Annotated in this window: 14 protein-coding genes and 1 pseudogene; 11 read left to right on the forward strand and 4 right to left on the reverse strand. The window is 67.6% G+C overall.

The window, feature by feature from the left end; genetic code table 11:
* The first annotated feature begins 59 nt into the window (after window positions 1-59).
* On the forward strand, window positions 60-338 hold the full coding sequence (locus LPB260_RS00885; protein ID WP_208706777.1) for a hypothetical protein: 279 nt from the start codon (window positions 60-62) through the stop codon (window positions 336-338).
* Entirely contained in the window at window positions 338-946 is a 609-nt protein-coding gene (locus LPB260_RS00890) for a flavin reductase family protein (RefSeq protein WP_208706778.1), read from the forward strand. Before LPB260_RS00885 ends, LPB260_RS00890 begins: the two co-directional genes overlap by 1 nt.
* A gap of 14 nt (window positions 947-960) precedes the next feature.
* Here the strand turns inward: LPB260_RS00890 and LPB260_RS00895 are convergent, their stop codons facing one another.
* The gene (locus LPB260_RS00895) at window positions 961-3,639 is read right to left on the reverse strand and encodes an HAD-IC family P-type ATPase (RefSeq protein ID WP_208706779.1); all 2,679 of its coding nucleotides are present in this window, start codon (window positions 3,637-3,639) and stop codon (window positions 961-963) included.
* Window positions 3,640-4,805: 1,166 nt separating this feature from the next.
* Here LPB260_RS00895 and LPB260_RS29230 point away from each other — a divergent pair.
* From LPB260_RS29230 to LPB260_RS00925, 7 genes and pseudogenes are all read left to right on the forward strand, one after another.
* Window positions 4,806-5,036, forward strand: a pseudogene (locus LPB260_RS29230) (HAMP domain-containing protein); the annotation flags it as partial.
* Window positions 5,037-5,177: 141 nt separating this feature from the next.
* Window positions 5,178-5,891, forward strand: a complete 714-nt coding sequence (locus LPB260_RS29235) for a methyl-accepting chemotaxis protein (RefSeq protein WP_371926155.1) — start codon at window positions 5,178-5,180, stop codon at window positions 5,889-5,891.
* 102 nt (window positions 5,892-5,993) lie between these two features.
* Window positions 5,994-6,911, forward strand: coding sequence for a MoxR family ATPase (locus tag LPB260_RS00905; RefSeq protein WP_208706781.1), 918 nt, complete (start codon window positions 5,994-5,996; stop codon window positions 6,909-6,911).
* 65 nt (window positions 6,912-6,976) lie between these two features.
* Entirely contained in the window at window positions 6,977-7,864 is an 888-nt protein-coding gene (locus LPB260_RS00910) for a DUF58 domain-containing protein (RefSeq protein ID WP_208709989.1), read from the forward strand.
* Window positions 7,861-9,855, forward strand: coding sequence for a DUF3488 and transglutaminase-like domain-containing protein (locus LPB260_RS00915; protein WP_208706782.1), 1,995 nt, complete (start codon window positions 7,861-7,863; stop codon window positions 9,853-9,855). Before LPB260_RS00910 ends, LPB260_RS00915 begins: the two co-directional genes overlap by 4 nt.
* A 67-nt stretch (window positions 9,856-9,922) precedes the next feature.
* Window positions 9,923-10,693: a CHAD domain-containing protein gene (locus tag LPB260_RS00920; protein WP_208706783.1), complete on the forward strand. Its 771-nt coding sequence runs from the start codon at window positions 9,923-9,925 to the stop codon at window positions 10,691-10,693.
* A gap of 108 nt (window positions 10,694-10,801) precedes the next feature.
* On the forward strand, window positions 10,802-11,605 hold the full coding sequence (locus LPB260_RS00925) for an acyl-CoA thioesterase II (protein ID WP_208706784.1): 804 nt from the start codon (window positions 10,802-10,804) through the stop codon (window positions 11,603-11,605).
* Window positions 11,606-11,614: 9 nt separating this feature from the next.
* On the opposite strand, the gene LPB260_RS00930 is transcribed toward LPB260_RS00925, so the two are convergent.
* Window positions 11,615-12,448, reverse strand: coding sequence for a TatD family hydrolase (locus tag LPB260_RS00930; protein WP_208706785.1), 834 nt, complete (start codon window positions 12,446-12,448; stop codon window positions 11,615-11,617).
* A gap of 233 nt (window positions 12,449-12,681) precedes the next feature.
* On the opposite strand from LPB260_RS00930, the gene LPB260_RS00935 reads away from it, so the two are divergent.
* Together LPB260_RS00935 and LPB260_RS00940 are read left to right on the forward strand one after the other, a co-directional pair.
* On the forward strand, window positions 12,682-14,073 hold the full coding sequence (locus LPB260_RS00935) for a transglycosylase SLT domain-containing protein (protein ID WP_208706786.1): 1,392 nt from the start codon (window positions 12,682-12,684) through the stop codon (window positions 14,071-14,073).
* A 118-nt stretch (window positions 14,074-14,191) separates the two neighbouring features.
* Complete coding sequence (locus tag LPB260_RS00940; protein ID WP_208706787.1) at window positions 14,192-14,626, forward strand: DoxX family protein; 435 nt, start codon at window positions 14,192-14,194, stop codon at window positions 14,624-14,626.
* A 45-nt stretch (window positions 14,627-14,671) separates the two neighbouring features.
* Here the strand turns inward: LPB260_RS00940 and LPB260_RS00945 are convergent, their stop codons facing one another.
* Together LPB260_RS00945 and LPB260_RS00950 are read right to left on the reverse strand one after the other, a co-directional pair.
* Complete coding sequence (locus tag LPB260_RS00945) at window positions 14,672-15,706, reverse strand: lipase secretion chaperone (RefSeq protein WP_208706788.1); 1,035 nt, start codon at window positions 15,704-15,706, stop codon at window positions 14,672-14,674.
* A gap of 77 nt (window positions 15,707-15,783) precedes the next feature.
* On the reverse strand, window positions 15,784-16,728 hold the full coding sequence (locus LPB260_RS00950; protein ID WP_208706789.1) for a triacylglycerol lipase: 945 nt from the start codon (window positions 16,726-16,728) through the stop codon (window positions 15,784-15,786).
* Window positions 16,729-16,917 lie beyond the last annotated feature (189 nt).

Consider the following 16,917-nt stretch of genomic DNA (forward strand, 5'->3'; position numbering starts at 1 on the left):
TTGCCGTCATAATCGAATCAATTGCGTCGTGATCGTTTTCGTCTAAGGGAGTCTGCGAAATGAAAGCCTGGATCTGTTTACCGATGATTGCCCTGGTACTGGCCGGTTGCGCCGGCAAGACCGCCTATCGCGACAGCTGCGCCAGTCAGCTGGACGCCGCCTGGCGTGAGCTGGACCTGGCCAAGGCCGAAGGCTTTGCCGGGACCGTCAGTTACTCCAAGGCCCTGTCGCTGCTGACCGCGGCCAAGACCCAGCAGCAGTTCGAGGCCTACGAAGGCTGTACCAGCAAGTCGGAACGGGCGCGCTTCTATATCCGCGAGTCGCGGGCGGGACGCTGATGCTCATCGATTTCGCCGACCTGACGCCGCTGGAGGCCTACCGCTGGCTGGCCTCGACCGTGACGCCACGGCCGATCGCCTGGGTCTCCAGCCTGTCCGCCGAGGGCGTCAGCAACCTGGCCCCCTTCAGTTTCTTCCAGGTGATCAGCGACCAGCCGCCGACCCTGATGGTCAACGTCGGCAGTCGTGACGACGGCAGCCTGAAGGACACCCTGCGCAACGTGCAGGCCACCGGCGAGCTGGTCATCCAGCTGGTGTCCTTCGCCCAGGCCGAGGCGATGAACGCCAGCGCGGCGATGCTGGCCCACGGGGTCAGCGAGTTCGAGCATTGCGGCATCGCCAGCGAGCCTTCGCTGAAGGTCAGGCCGCCGCGGGTGGCCGGCGCGGTGGTGACCTTCGAATGCGCCCTGGCCGAGGCCATGCCGTATCCGCGCGAGCGGCCCAACTGCCACCTGGTCTTCGCCCGGGTGTTGCTGGCGCACGTCGATGACGCCGTGCTCAACAGCCAGGGGCGGGTGGATGCGGGCAAGCTGGACCTGGTCGGCCGCCTCGGCGGCGCGTCCTACACCCGCACGCGCGAGTTGTTCGAGCTGCAGCGCCCTTCCTGAACGTTTGCATCGGCTCAGTTGGCGAGCCGGCGCAGCAGCTTCTTTTCCAGTTCGACCAACCCGCAGACCAGCATCGCCACCAGCAGACAGGCGGCCCAGGCCAGCGGCGGCAGCGCCGCAGTGGCGAACAGCTGTTGCAGGCCGGACCAGTAGGTGAAGGCCAGCTGCAGGCCGATCAGCAGCAGCACCATGCTCCAGATCATCGGGTTGTCTCGCAGGCCGAAGCGCGGCGGGCCCAGCAGTCGGCGGCTGCTGAACAGATAGCCGATCTCGCAGGCCACCAGGCCGTTGACCGCCAGGGTACGGCTGGCCTCGAGGCCCAGACCCAGCTGCCCGGCGCTGAAGAACAGGCCCAGGCAGGCGAAAGTCATCAACAGGGCGATGAACAGTACCCGCCAGAGCAGCCGACGACTCAGCAGGGGCGCGCGCGGGTCCCGCGGCGCACGCCGCATCAGGTCCTCCTCGGCCGGCTCGAAGGCCAGCGCCAGGGCCAGGGTGACGGCGGTGATCATGTTGACCCAGAGGATCTGCAAGGGCGTGATGGGCAGGGTCAGGCCCATGGCGATGGCGCTGAGCAGCACCAGGGCCTCGCCGCCGTTGGTGGGCAGGATGAACAGGATGGTCTTCTTCAGGTTGTCGTAAACGGTGCGACCTTCCTCGATGGCGTGGGTGATGGTGGCGAAGTTGTCATCGGCCAGCACCATCTGCGCGGCTTCCTTGGCCGCCTCGGTGCCCTTGATGCCCATGGCCACGCCGATATCGGCGCGCTTGAGCGCGGGCGCGTCATTGACCCCGTCGCCGGTCATCGCCACCCGCGCCCCACCGGCTTGCAGGCGCTGCACCAGGCGCAGCTTGTGTGCCGGGCTGGTACGGGCGAACACCGTGGTCTGCGCCAGTCGTGCGTCCAGTTCGGCATCGCTCAAGCGATCGAGTTCGGCACCGGTCAGCGGGGCGCCGCCGCCCAGGCCGAGTTTCTCGGCGATGGCGCGGGCGGTGCCGGCATGGTCACCGGTGATCATCTTCACCGCGATGCCGGCGCGCCGGCATTCGGCGACGGCCTCGATGGCCTCCTCGCGGGGCGGATCGAGCATGCCGACCAGGCCCAGCAGGATGAAATCGCCTTCCAGGTCCGCATAGGTCAGTTCCTGCTGGGGGCCCGGCAGGGTACGCAGGGCCAGGCCAAGCATGCGCAGCCCTTCGCCTGCGCCTTGTTCGAGTACCGCGTGCCAGTGGCGCTGGTCCAGGGGTTGGTCGCGACCCTCGAGCCACTGTCGGTTGCACACTTCCAGCAGGCGTTCCGGCGCTCCCACCAGGTAGATCAGCCCGTGCCCGCCATGGTCATGGTGCAGGCTGGCGGTGCAGCGTCGCTCGCTGTTGAAGGGGATCATGTCGGCCCGCGGCAGGTTGCCCAGTTCCTCGTCACGCTGCAGGCCCAGCTTGCCGGCCAGGGTCAGCAAGGCCGCCTCGGTCGGGTCGCCGCTGATCTGCCAGCTGTGCTCGCGCAGAGCGAGGCTGGCGTCATTGGCCAGCAGGCCGGCGCGCGCCAGCTCGCGCAGGTCGGCGCTATCCGCTGCCTGGCCGTTGCCGTCGACCCGGACGCTGCCCTCGGGGGCGTAGCCGAGGCCGCCGACGCGATAGTGGTGGCTGCTGGTGAATACCTGCTGCACGGTCATTTCGTTGCGGGTCAGGGTGCCGGTCTTGTCCGAGCAGATCACGCTCACCGAGCCGAGACTCTCCACCGCCGGCAGGTGGCGAATGATGGCCTGGCGTCCGGCCATGCGTCGCATGCCGAGGGCCAGGATGATCGTCAGCACCGCGGGCAGGCCCTCCGGGATGGCCGCCACCGCCAGGCCGACCGCGGCCATCAGCATGTCTCTGGGGCTGTAGCCGTGCAGTTGAACGCCGAAGGCGAAGGTGACGAGCGCCAGCAGGAGGATGAGCAGGGTCAGGTGCCGGGCGAAGCGCGCCATGTCGGCCAGCAAGGGCGTCTGCAGCCTGATGACCGCGCCGAGCATGCGGCTGATCTTGCCCAGTTCGGTGCGCCCGGCGGTCGCCACCACCACGCCGCAGCCGTTGCCGGCGATGACCAGCGTGCCGGAATAGGCCATGCAGCGCCTGTCGCCCAGGCTGGCGTCTGGCTTGACCGCTTCGATCTGCTTGTGCGTCGGCACGGATTCACCGGTCAGCGCCGCTTCATCGATGCGCAGGTCGCGCGCCGCCAGCAGGCGCAAGTCGGCCGGCACGCGGTCGCCCGCCTCCAGCAGCACCAGATCGCCGGCGACCAGTTGCGCCGCCGGCAGCTGTTGCATCACCCCGTCGCGGCGCACGCGGCTCTGCAGGCTGACCAGTGCGGAAATCGCCCGCATGGCCTGCTGCGCCTTGCCTTCCTGGATGAAGCCGACGATTGCGTTGACCAGCACCACGGCGAAGATCACCGCGCTGTCGAGCCATTCGCCGATCACCAGGGTCAGCAGCGCGGCCAGCAGCAGCACATAGATCAGCAGGTTGTGGAACTGCATGGCCAGGCGCTTCAGTGGCCCGTCCAGGGCCGGCTCGGGAAGGCTGTTGGGGCCATTGGCGTCCAGCCGCCGTTGCGCCTCGGCGGCACTGAGCCCGTCGTCGCCGACCTCCAGTTGCTGCAGGCTGTACTCTGTCGGGCGTGCGTGCCAGTCCCGGTCGCGCGATGGCGTCATGGCAATCTCCTGATCGTGCCCTTAAGCCTAGGCCGTCGTGCGACGGCAAGCCTTGGCCTGGATCAAGGCCCGCCGCATTCCGCGCATTCCGGCGTATCTTCGGTGGCCTGCCGACGGGCGCCGCGTCAATCGAACAGCGGTACGCAAAGCGACCAGGGCATAACAAAAGCGACCGGGGTTGAAGAGCACTGCTTGTTGTCGCTAATGCTTGCTCCTATGTTGCCGACACAGAGCCAAACGACCCGAGATCGTTAAACCGTCATCCTGTTGGAAAGAAGGGGAAAACTATGTGGACTGCCCTGCAGCGGCGCGTTGCCAGTCTGAGCACGGCGAAGAAACTGGCCCTGGGCTTCGGCGTGGTGCTCTCGCTCACCCTGTTGGTCGCGGCGACCGGGTTCTCCGCGCTGCGCGATGTCTCGATGCGCTCGGATCTGCTCGAGCGCATGAGCACCATCGGCACCGAAGTGCAGCGCATGCGTCGCAGCGAACAGCAATTCGCCCTGACCGGCGATGTGCAGCACGCCACGCGCCTGCATGAGCAGGCCCAGGCGATCCTCGCCAGCAGTACGGCCCTGCAGCCCGAGCTGCCGTTGGAGGAGCGCCAGCTGCTGGCAGAGGCCGACGGCGCCATCGGCGAGTACGAGGCGGCCTTCAAGCGCTATGTCGAACTGACCGACAACATGCGCCTGTCCCTCGACGGCGCCAACTGGCTGGTGGTCAGCGCAGCCAACAGCCTGGACCTGCTCAAGGACGGCCTGGCCGAGGACGGTATCGACCTGCTCAAGAGCAGCCAGGGTCTGGAGGGCGACGAGTCGGTGGTGCAGGCCGGGCAGATCAGCAAGATTCACCAACTGCTGCTGCAGGCACTCGACCAGGCGCGGGTGCGCCTGGAAGAAAGCCGCAGCTCCGGCGAGGCGGCGCAGACCGCCATCCAGGAGGCCCTGGACGCGCAATCCCTGGCCGGCGAGCTGCGCGACGCCATGGCCGACCCGGGCTACGCGGCGGTGCTGGCCGAGGTCATCGGCAACGTCAACTCCTTCAATGACCGGCTCAAGGAGTACACCGGCCATCTGCAGGCGCAGAAGCAGGAGTATGCACGCCTGGTGGAGCAGGCCGAGCGCATCCTCGCGCTGGTCGATCAGGCCCATGACCATCAGAAGGAAGGCATGCAGACGCAGTTGCAGGCCAGCACTTGGCTGATCTTCGTGGCGGCGGCGGCGGCGCTGCTGATCGGCCTGGTGGCGACCTTCGTCATCAGCCTGTTGATCGTTCGCCCGCTCAAGCAGGTGATACTGCAGGCCCAGCAGATCGCCGGGGGGGATCTGCGCGCGCGCATCGAGGTGACCCGCAGCGACGAGGTCGGCCAGCTGCTCGGCGCCATGCAGGGCATGTCGAACAACCTGCGCGAGATGGTCGGCCGGCTGCAGGACGGGGTGACGCAGATTTCCACATCGGCCCAGTCGCTGTCGGCGAGCACCGAGCAGACCCGCCGCGGGGTGAATGGGCAGAAGGAAGAAACCGACCAGGTGGCCACTGCCATGAGCGAGATGACCGCCACGGTGCATGAGGTGGCGCGCAATGCCGAGGCCGCCGCGGCGTCCACTGCCCAGGCCGACACCCGGGTCAATAGCGGGGTCCAGGTGGTGCACCAGACCCTGAAGCGCATCGAGGAGCTGGCCGCGGCGATGAACACCACCACCCAGAGCATCGAGCGCCTCAGCCAGGACACCCAGAGCATCGACTCGATGCTGGACGTGATCAAGAGCGTCGCCGAGCAGACCAACCTGCTCGCCCTCAACGCCGCCATCGAGGCCGCACGCGCAGGCGAGCAGGGGCGTGGCTTCGCCGTGGTGGCCGACGAGGTGCGCGCCCTGGCGCGGCGTACCCAGGAGTCGACCACGGAAATCGAAGGGCTGATCGCCACCCTGCGCGAAGGCACCCGGCGCACTGTCACGGACATGCGCCAAAGCGGTGCGCTGGTGGAGCAGGTGGTGCAGGATGCCAACCAGACCGAGGGGGCGTTGGCCGCGATCGCCGAAGCGGTGACGCAGATCTTCGAGATGAACCAGCAGATCGCCGCGGCGGCCGAGGAGCAGACCGCGGTGGCCGAGGAGATCAATCGCAGCGTCACCTCCATTCGCGATATCGCCGACCAGTCCGCCGCGGCCATGGACGAGTCGGCCAACTCGAGCATCCAGCTGGCCGAACTGGGGCTTGAACTGCAGGGCATGGCGGGGCACTTCCGCCTGTAACGAGGCGCGATTCGCGCACAGATTGGTGAGCAAAGGTTACAAGGCGCTTTGCCCAGGACGCGCCGGCCAGTAGCATCGAAGCACTTGCCTGGGGAGTGATGGATGCGTACGAAACTGGATGCCTGCCTGCACGCGGTGAATCAGGTGGTATTGGGCAAGGAGACCCAGGTGCGCCTGGCGCTGGCCTGCCTGCTGGCTCGCGGCCACCTGCTGATCGAAGACCTGCCGGGGATGGGCAAGACCACCCTCAGCCATGCCCTGGCCAAGGTGTTGGGCCTGAGCTTCCAGCGCATCCAGTTCACCTCGGACCTGCTGCCCGGCGACATCCTCGGCACCTCGGTGTTCGACCGCGACACCGGGCAGTTCGTCTTCCATCCCGGGCCGATCTTTGCCGAGCTGCTGCTCGCCGACGAAATCAACCGCGCCACGCCGAAGAGCCAGAGCGCGCTGCTGGAAGCCATGGAGGAGGGCCAGGTGACCATCGAGGGCGCCACGCGGCCATTGCCCGAGCCCTTTTTCGTCATCGCCACGCAGAACCCGGTGAGCCAGGGCGGCACCTTCGCCCTGCCGGAATCCCAGCTCGACCGCTTCCTCATGCGCCTGTCGCTCGGTTACCCGGCCAAGGCCGCCGAGAAGGTCCTGCTCCTGGGCGATCCACGGCGCGCGCTGTTGCCGCGCCTGCAACCGTTGCTCGATCACGCCGGCCTGGCGGCGATCCAAGCCGAGGTGCCGAACGTGCGGGCCAGCGATGCCCTGGTCGATTACGTCTTGCGCCTGGTCGAGGCCACCCGCAGCCAGCCGCAGTTCGCCTGGGGCCTGTCACCACGCGCCAGCCTGGCCCTGCTGGCGGCGGCCCGCGCCTGGGCCCTGCTGGATGGCCGTGACTATGTGATCCCCGAGGACGTGCAGGCGGTGTTGCCCTCGGTGGTGGGGCACCGCTTGCGCGAGCGCGCCGACCCGACCGGGCACGGCGGAGGTGCCCTGGTGCAGTGGCTGCTGCGTGAGGTGCCGGCACTTTGATCGGGCTGTTCAAGCCCTACTGGAGCCGCTGGCTGGCGCGGCGCATCCCGGCGGCCAGCAGCGTCATGCTCGATCAGCAGAAGATCTTCATCCTGCCGACACGTATCGGTGTCACCTATGTGCTGGTCCTGGTGTTGATGCTGCTGGCGGCGATCAACTACCAGAACAGCCTGGCCTACGGCCTGACCTTCCTGCTTGCGGCGGTGTTCTTCGTCGCCATCCTGCATACCTACCGCAACCTCGCCGGGCTGGTCGTCAACGCCGGCGGGGCCGCTGCGGTATTCGTCGGCGAGCAGGCGGGCTTTCGCGTGCGCCTGGAGAGCCGGCGCCGGGCGCACCAGGCCATCGGCCTGGGCTGGGGCAAGCACGACCTGCAACTGCTCGACGTGCCGGCCCAGGGCAGTAGCGAATGCGAGCTGAGCCTGGCGACGCAGCGGCGCGGTTGGCTGCGGCCTGAGCGCCTGCGGGTCGAGAGCCGTTTCCCGCTGGGCATCCTGGTGGCCTGGAGCTGGCTCGACCTGGATCAGGCGTCGCTGGTCTACCCGCGCCCGTTGCAAGGCGAGCTGCCGCTCTCGCCCGACGGCGCCGACGAGCAGCAGGAACAGGGCCGGCACGCGCAGGGCTATGGCTGCGACGATTTCCAGGGGCTGAAGGACTATCAGCCCGGCGATTCCAAGCAGCGCCTGCACTGGAAGGCCTATTCGCGCGGCCTGGGCCTGCTGGTCAAGGATTTCTCGACCCTGAGCGGGCGCGACCCGCAGCTCGATTTCCAGGCCCTGGACGGGGACGTCGAGTCGCGCCTGTCGTTGCTCTGCCATTGGGTGCTGGAGCTGTCCGCTCGGCAGCAACCCTTTGCCCTGCGCCTGCCGGGCCGGGCCCTTGCTCCCGACAGCGGCGAGCCCCATCGCGAGGCCTGCCTGCGGGCCCTGGCGCTGTTCGGAGCGCCGCGGTGAGCGCGCAACCGGCCATCCCGCGCGTCAGCCTGAGCTGGCTGCTGGTCGCCCAGGTGTTGGTGATCGTGCCGCACCTGGGCCATCTGCCGCTGTGGGTCAGCGTTCTGTGGCTCGGCTGCGCCGCCTGGCGCATCCAGATCTTCCGCATGCGCGCGGGGTATCCCAACGCCTGGGTCAAGGCACTGCTGATGCTGCTGGTGGCCGCCGGCGTGTGGTTCTCCCGGGGCAGCCTGGTCGGCCTGGATGCCGCGGTGGTGTTGCTGATTGCCGCCTTCATCCTCAAGCTGCTGGAGATGCGCACGCGGCGCGACGCCCTGGTGCTGATCTTCCTCGGCTTCTTCGCCGTGGTCACCGCCTACCTGTTCGATGACGGCATGCTCGCCGCGCTGTTCAGCCTGCTGCCGGTCACCGCCTTGCTCGCCGCCCTGATCGGCTTGCAGCAGAGCGCCCTGGCCACCCAGCCCTGGCCGACCGCCCGGCTGGCGGCGAGCCTGCTGCTGCAGGCGCTGCCGCTGATGCTGCTGCTGTTCATCTTCTTCCCCAGGCTGGGGCCGCTATGGTCCCTGCCGATGCCTAGCGACAAGAGCGTCAGCGGCCTGTCCGACAGCATGGCGCCGGCGGATATCGCCGAGCTGAGTCGTTCGGGCGCCCTGGCCTTTCGCGCCAGCTTCGAGGGCGAGGTGCCGCCACGCAGTCAGCTGTACTGGCGTGCGCTGACCTTCGAACGCTTCGACGGCCGCCGCTGGTCGCAGTCCGCTGCGCTGCCGCCCGCTGCACCGGCATGGGAGAAACGCGGCGAGCCACTGCGCTACGAGATCGTCATGCAGCCCAGCGCCCAGTCCTGGCTGTTCGCCCTGGATGTTGCCGAGACCACCCTGCAAGATACGCGGCAGCTGGCCGACTTCCGCCTGCAACGCCAGCAACCGGTCGAGCGCAGCCTGCTGTACAGGGTGACCTCCTGGCCGGAGGCCTTGCGCGAGCCGGACGGCCTCGGCAGCGAGATGAGCCTGGCTCGCGCCCTGCAACTGCCCCCGGACGGGGACCCGCGCAGCCGCGCCTGGGCCCTCCAGCTCAAACGCGATCATCCTCAGCCCGAGCGCCTGGTACAGGCGTTGCTCGCCCACTTCAATCGGCAGCCCTATGTCTACACCCTGCGGCCGCCGACACTGGGCGCCAACAGCGTCGATGAGTTTATCTTCGACAGTCGCCGTGGCTTCTGCGCCCACTACGCGGGCGCCATGACCTTCGTCCTGCGGGCGGCCGGCATCCCGGCGCGGGTGGTGGCCGGTTACCAGGGCGGTGAGTACAACCCGAGCGGGCGCTACGTGCAGGTGCGCCAGTTCGATGCCCATGCCTGGGTCGAATACTGGCGTCCGGGGGCTGGCTGGGCGAGCGTCGATCCGACCTTCCAGGTGGCGCCGGAGCGCATCGAGCAGGGGCTGGAGGCGGCGCTGGCCGAGGAGCAGAGCTTTCTCGAGGGTTCGCCATTCTCGCCGCTGCGCTATCGCCAGTTGGCCTGGCTGAACAAGTTGCGCCTGGGCTGGGACGGCCTCAACTATGGCTGGCAACGCTGGGTCCTCGGCTACCAGGGCGCCCAACAGCTGCAACTGCTGCAGCGCTGGTTCGGCAACCTCGACAGTGGGCTGTTGGCGCTGAGCCTGGGTGGCGGCGGGGGCCTGTTGCTGGGGCTGCTGGCGCTTGGGCTGTTCAAGCCCTGGCGCCGCGAGCGTGACCCCCAACGCCTCGCCTTCCTGCGCTTCGAACGCCTGCTGGCCCGCCATGGCGTGCAGCGGCAGGCGGGCGAGGGGCCTCGCGCTTACGCCCAGCGCGCGGCGCAGGCCTTGCCCCGACAGGCTGGGGCCATCGACGCCTTTGCCTGCGCCTTCGAGGCGCAGCGTTATGGCCGTGAGGATGGGTCGCCGGCGTTGCTGCGTCGGCGCCTGAGCGAGCTCAGGCGCGCATTGCCTTGGCGTTTCACGCGCCGGCGCTGAGCGTGGCGACGTCGGGTGAGGGCGGGAAGCGCGCTACTCTGCAGGCAGGGCAGAGCGAGGAGTGTTGATGGCAGCCGTTGTCGATAAGGTACTCGAGCAGGTGCTGACGCAGCAGGTCAGGCTCTATGCATGCCGCGAGCGCCTGGTCGCCGCCACCGACCCCGAGGCGCTGCACGACCTGCGCATCGCCCTGCGCCGGTTGCGCAGCCTGTTGCGTCCGCTGCGCGGCCTGTCGGCCATCGATAGATTGCAGGCAAGCGCGGTGGCGCTCGCTCGCCTGAGTGGGCCGCTGCGCGATCTGGAAGTGCTGCTCGGGCATCTGCGAGACCTCGAAAAGGCGGACGCCCTGGCGCGCCGCCTGCCGCAGCTGCGGCGGGGCTACGTGGCGTTGCTGGAAAGCCGTGAGCTGCAGGCGCTGTTCGATGCCCTGGACGACTGGCCGCAGCAATGGCACCGGGCCCAGGCCGACAAGCAGCTCAAGGGCGTCGAACGGCAGGTACGGCGCCGCCTGACCAAGCAGCGGCGCTTGCTCGGCGCCACCCTGGCGGATGTACGGCATGATCGTCATCGCCTGCGCCTGCTGATCAAGCAGGTGCGCTACGCTGCCGAGGCCTATCCCGGGCTGGGTGGCGTATCGGCCGAAGCCCGCGCGCACCTGAAACAGGCACAGGCGGCCCTGGGCGACTGGCACGATCGCCTGCAGTGGCTGCTGCGGGCCGAGCAGGAGCCAGATCTGGCGCCTTGCGTGGCCATCTGGCGCGCCGAACTGGACAGGGCCGAACGCTCCGCGGATCAGGCGCTGCTGCAATTGCAGGCGGACTTCCCCGCGCCCGCCTAGGGCTCGCGCATATCCCGCGGTATTTGGCCGAAGCGCCCTAGCGCTGCCCTATCAGCCGGGCCAGGCTATCCCCTAAGATCACCCCAGTATCGTTATCCCGAGGTGGTCATGACCTTTTCCGAGTTGCTCCAGGCCGTTCGTACCAACCCCGAAACGCTGCAGATTCCCGCAGCCTGGGCTCAAGGGCGGGCCAGTTTTGGCGGCCTGGTGGCGGCGCTGGTGTATGAGGCCATGCGTGCCCGGGTACCGGACGGACGGCCGGTGCGCTCCCTGGCCGTCACCTTCGTCGGTCCGGTGGAGCCCGAGGTGCCGGTCAGTTTTCAGGTCGAGGTGCTGCGCGGAGGCAAGGCGGTCAGCCAGGTGCTGGGGCGTGCGGTGCAGAACGGCCAGGTGGTCACCCTGATCCAGGGCAGCTTCGGCGCCGCGCGGGAGTCGGCCGTCGCCGTCACCGCCGAGGCGGCGCCACAGATCAAGCCGGTAGAGGAATGCCAGGAGCTGCCCTATATCCGCAACGTGACCCCGGAGTTCACCCGTTTCCTGGCCATGCGCTGGGGCATCGGTGGTATGCCGTTCACCAATAATCCGTCGCGGCAGATGGGCGGCTGGGTCCGCCTGCGCCCAGCGGTCGAGGGTGAGGTGCAGGCGCTGGACGAGGCGCACCTACTGGCCTTGGTCGACGCCTGGCCTCCGGCCGTACTGTCGCACCTGCGGGCGCCAGCGCCGGGTAGTTCACTGACCTGGACCATCGAGTTCATCCAGCCGCTGGCGGCGCTGACAACTCTCGACTGGTGTCGCTACCGCGCGCACATCGAGCACGCCCGCGACGGCTACGGCCACATAGCCGCGGGCCTGTGGGGGCCCGACGGCGAGTTGCTGGCGATCAGCCGGCAGACCGTGACGGTATTCGGCTAGTCGCCCGGTTCACCAGGCAGGCTGATCCGCGCCGACCTCGGCAACGCTCGGCAGGTTGAAGAAGTGCCGGGCGCAGGCGGTGCTGTGGGCCGCGAGGCTCTCCAGCGTTTCGCCCCGGTGCAGAGCCACCTCACGCAGCACTTCGACCAGCAGGGCCGGCTCGTTGCGCCCGCTCTTGGGCTTGGGCCGCAGGCTGCGTGGCAGCAGGAAGGGCGAGTCGCTTTCCAGCATCAGCCGGCCGACCGGGATCTCCCGCACCAGTGGGTGCAGGTGGCTGCCGCGGCGTTCATCGCAGATCCACCCGGTGATGCCGATATGCAGGTCCAGGTCCAGGTAGTTGAACAGCGCACGCTTCTCCCCCGTGAAGCAGTGCACCACCGCGGCCGGCAGGCGATCCCGGTAGTCGCGCAGGATCTCCAGCAGGCGCTGGTCGGCATCGCGCTCATGCAGGAAGACCGGCATCTGCAGGGCGGCGGCCAGGGCCAGCTGTTCTTCCAGGGCCTTCTCCTGCTGCGGGCGCGGCGAGAAGTCGCGATTGAAATCGAGCCCGCATTCGCCAACCGCGCGCACCCGTGGCTCGGCCAGCAGGGCCTTCAGCCGCGCGGCGCTGTCGCTGTTCCAGCTCTTGGCGTCGTGGGGATGGACGCCGGCAGTGCTGAACAGGCGCTCGCCGGAATCGTCCAGCTCATGGCACAGCTCGGCGGCCTGCTCGCTCTCGTCCAGGCTGGTGCCGGTCACCAGCATCTGGCAAACGCCGGCGGCGAATGCGCGCTCGAGCAGGGCTTGGTGCTGGTCTGCAAAGCTTGGGTGGGTCAGATTGACGCCGATGTCGATGAGCTGCATGGTGCTACCTGGCGGCCGGAGGGGCCAGCATAGCAGAGCTTTTTGCCTAACCATAAATTGATCAAATTCAAATACTTGGGCGGCTATCTTGAGACTGGGTGACAGGCTGCTCTGGCTTCCAGGCGCGCGCTGTGCGAACCTCCGCGCGCCGCGCACTCCGGGAACTTGCACGGCACTGCCGCACTCTCACTCGGCCTGCTCTTGCAGCGAGTCGACCCTGTCTTGGAGCCGCGATGTCGCGAGTGTTACTGGTGCTTTGCCTCCTGCTAGTGCTACCGCTGGCGGCGATGGCGCGTGTGGCGGGTCCGCAGGAAGTGGTGCGCCCGGCACTCACGCGCGATCTGGCGGGCATCCGCAGCAGTGGCGAGCTGCGCGTGCTGGTCAACCAGAGCCGCAACAGCTCGGGGGAGATCAAGGGACAGAGCATCGGCGTGGAGTACCATCGCCTGCGCGCCTTCGAGCAGTATCTCAACAGGACGGGGCGCACCGGTGCGGCGCTCAAGCTGAAGATAATTCCCAAGGCCAAGGACCAGCTGCTCGCCGCCCTGCGGCGCGGAGAGGGCGATCTGGTGGCGCCCGGCGAACTGCTCGGCATGGGCGCCGGTCGCGATATCCGCGCCAGTACCGCCATTCGCAGCGACGTCCCGCTGATCATCGTGGCCCGGCAGGGCGATCGCCGCTACCAGAGCCTGGAACAGATGTCCGGCCGCAGCCTGGCGCTGCCGGCCGGCAGCGCCGCAGGCGAGGCGATACGGCGGCTCAACAAGCAGCTGCTGCAGGACAAACGGCCGCCGATCATCATCGAGTGGGTCGATCCGAGCCTGGCCGTCGAGGACGTGCTGGAGATGGTCCAGGCCGGCATCTTCAGCGTCACCGCGGTCGAACAGCCGATTGCCGAGCGCTGGGCCAAGGTCCTGCCGAAGTTGCGCCTGGAGCGCCATCTGGTGCTGGCCAGCGACGGTGACCTGCGCTGGTTCATGCGCAGGGACGCACCCGCGCTGGCGGCGAGCATCGACCGCTTCCTCAAGAGCTATCGCAGTCCCGACGACCAAGACGCCTCCTTTCAGCGCATCTACCGACGCCTGTACAAGGTGCATTACCCCCTGGGGCGCGCCGAACGCCAACGCCTGGAGAAGTTGCGTCCGGTGCTCCAGCGCCATGCCGGCGAACAGAAGTTCGACTGGCTGGCGCTCGCCGCACTGGCATTCAAGGAGTCGACCCTCAACCCGAACGCGCGCGGTGCGGGCGGCGCCACCGGCCTGATGCAGATCACCCCGGCCGCGGCCCGCAGCGTCGGGGTCGGTAATATCGTGGCGCTGGAGAATAACGTGCAGGCCAGCGCGCGCTACCTGGCGATGATCCGCCGCAACTACTTCGCCAGTGCCCAGCTCAACGAGCGCGAACGTATGGCCTTCGTGTTGGCCGGCTACAACCTGGGGCCGCAGCGGGTGCAGAGCATGCGCGCCGAGGCGCGGCGGCGTGGCCTCAACCCCAATCAGTGGTTCTTCCAGGTCGAGCGAATCGCCATGGAGCAGGTCGGCATGGGCGTGGTCAGCTACGTCAACAGCGTCAACAAGTACTACCTAGCCTATGACCGCGAGCGTTATCTGCTTGAGCCGCACTAGCTAGTATTGAGCACATACATCCAAATATATGATGATTTCTAGCGAATAAATCCGCTTTTTATATCTATAAATTAGTTTAGTCTGTGCGCATCACCACCCTACAACAGGAATGCTGCACATGAACGCTCTGATCAAATCTGTGGTTGCTACGCAAGCGGGCTATGGCCTGACCGTTTTGCGCGTCATCGCCGGGCTGACCTTCGCCGCCCACGGTGCGCAGAAGCTGTTCGGCTGGTTTGGCGGCTACGGCCTGGACGGTGTCGCACAGTGGATGGAAAGCATTGGCCTGGCGCCGGGTTATCTGATGGCTCTGCTGGCCGGCAGCGCCGAGTTCTTCGGCGGCCTGGCGCTGATCTTCGGGCTGTTGGCCCGGCCGGCGGCGGCCGTGCTGGCGGTGACCATGCTGGTGGCGATCGTCAGCGTGCATCTGGCCAACGGCTTCTTCATGGCCAACAACGGTTATGAATTCGGCTTGGCGCTGCTGGCGATCAGCGTGGCGGTATTGGTCGAAGGCGCAGGCAAGCTGTCTTTGGACAAGCGCCTCGCCAACTAGAACCGAGCACCCCGGAAGGCCCGCCAAGCGCGGGCCTTCCGCGTTTCAGGGGGCTGCCTGGCTGCGCACCTGGGCCAGCTGCTCGGCGGCGTCCAGGCGCAGGCGTTCGCGTTCATCGAAGCGCTCGCCGGCCAGGCGCTCGATGGCCGCAGCCTTGTCGGCGGGGCTGAGGCCGCGACTGGCTTCGATCCTGGCTTTGGCCTGCTGGTAGTCGGCCAGCCGCCGCCCCCAGGCCTGGCGCTGCTGATCTAGGGCTTCGAGGCGCTGGGTCGCTTCGGCGCCAACCATCTGCAGGCGCAACTGGCGCACCTGCTCGGGGCTGGCACCGTCGGCCTGCAGCTTGGTCGTTCGCCGGCGCAGCTCGTGCTGCAGTTGTGGCAGGAGGCTGGCCTGCAGCTCAGGCGGCAGGCTTTCGCGCAACTGATCGACCGCGCGGGCCTTGGCGTCGTCGTCCAGATCGCTGTCCTGTTGGATCGCCAAGCGTTGCAGGCTAAAGCGGTTGTAGGCCTCTTCGTCGGCAAAGAATGCCTGGCGTGCGTCACCGCTGAACAGGCGGGCGCGCAACGCCTGAACGGCCGCCTCGCGCTGGCGCAGGGCATCGAGATTGGCCAGCTGCGGCCAGTCGCGCTCCAGCAACACCAGTACGCGCTTGTAGTCCAGGTATTGGGTGAGCAGCGCCAGCGCCTGCCCCCGCGCTGGTTCCTGCAGCTGGCTGCGGATGTGGGCCTGTAGGCGTTCGACGCTGACCCGCACGGGTTCCTCGCCTATAGCGGCGAGGAAATAATCGAATATTCGCCGGATGTCCTGGCTGACGATCAGCTGGCCCGTCTCGTCGACACGAAACAGGCCGTCCACCTGGGTGCCGGCGAAGGAGCCGGGCAGCGCGATCATCCTGTCGTGCTTGGCGCTGGCGTCGACTGCCGGGACGGGGCGTGAAGGCTCGCTGGGGGCCTCCGGCGTGATGCTCTGGCTTGCCGCCTGGGGGGCGAGTTGGGCAGGCGTATGCGCCAGGTCCAGGTAAAGAAAGGCGGCGAAACAGGTCAGGACAACCAGGGGTGAGAACAACAACAGTTTTTTCACGGATTGATTCACCGGACAGCGTTGATCAGGCGCTCTAGGGAGCGCAGAGGTGGGGCCCTGCGGGCCCCGGTAGAGGGTCAGAGTCCGTCGTTTTTCAGGCGATTGGCATGCTGCCGATAGACAGTCACCGGATCGGTTTCGAACCAGCTGGTCAGGCCGAAGGTCTGGTTGACCTCGTCGAGGTGGTTCATCCGGTAGTTGTCACGGATCACCTTGCCCAGGTGCGAGCTGCAGCGCCCGACCAGCCCGTCGTTGGCTTCGCCGTTGAACGTCAGGGAGGTGGCACCGAGCAGCGCGTCGCTCGGATCGAGCAAGTGGGTCAGCGGGCTGGTGCCGCTCCAGGAGTAGTAGCGCACGCCATTGACGCTATAAGCGCCTTCGCCGCAGGCCGTGGTCGGCAACCCTTGCGGGTACTTGGCGTTGAAGCGAGCCGCACCTGCACTATTGAGCGACTCGAGGGCGCCAAGGGCATTCTGCGGATTGCTGCTGGAACTGCCGGAGAGGAAGTTGATCAGGCTGCCGAGGCCGTTGACGATGCCGGCCAGCAGCGTTTCGCCGGCCGAGCCCGGGGGAACCTGGCGGATGAAGTCGGCGGTGGCCGATCCCTTGTGGGGAGCGCCGACACTGGTCGCGGAGGCAACCAGCTGGGGGCGGACGGCGGCGACATAGCGGATGGTCGGGCCGCCGTGGCTGTGGCCGATCAGGTTGACCTTGGGTTTGCCGCTGATGGCGACTATTTCCTCCACCTGGGCCAGCAGCTCTTCGCCGCGGGCCTCGGTGGTGTTCAGTTGGCTGACTTCGGCCACGTAGACCTTGGCGCCATCGCTGCGCAGGGCGCTGGGAATGCCGTACCAGTAATCGACACCGAGGATGCTGTCGAAACCGAGCATGCCATGGGCCAGGACGATGGGGTATTTGGTCTGGGTGTAGCCGGTGGAGCCGAACCAACCGGCGTGGGTTTGCGCGGAGGCCAGGAGTCCGGCACCGAGGCAGAGGGCTAGCAGGGTCTTATTGTTATTCATGGGCGCTCTCGTAATGGGTTGTATCGGGTGTCAGGCGCGTTTCTGGCGCTGCTGGCGCCCATCCACGGCCCCTGCAACGCGGCACTGACAGGCGCAGGAAGCGTGCCAGCTTCGCCTTGAAGGGGACCGGGCGGCTCTGGAGTAGGTACTGGCGTGCTATTTGTGTTGAGGGATGCCGTTCTGCCCGGC

This window comes from Pseudomonas sp. LPB0260, assembly GCF_013388395.1.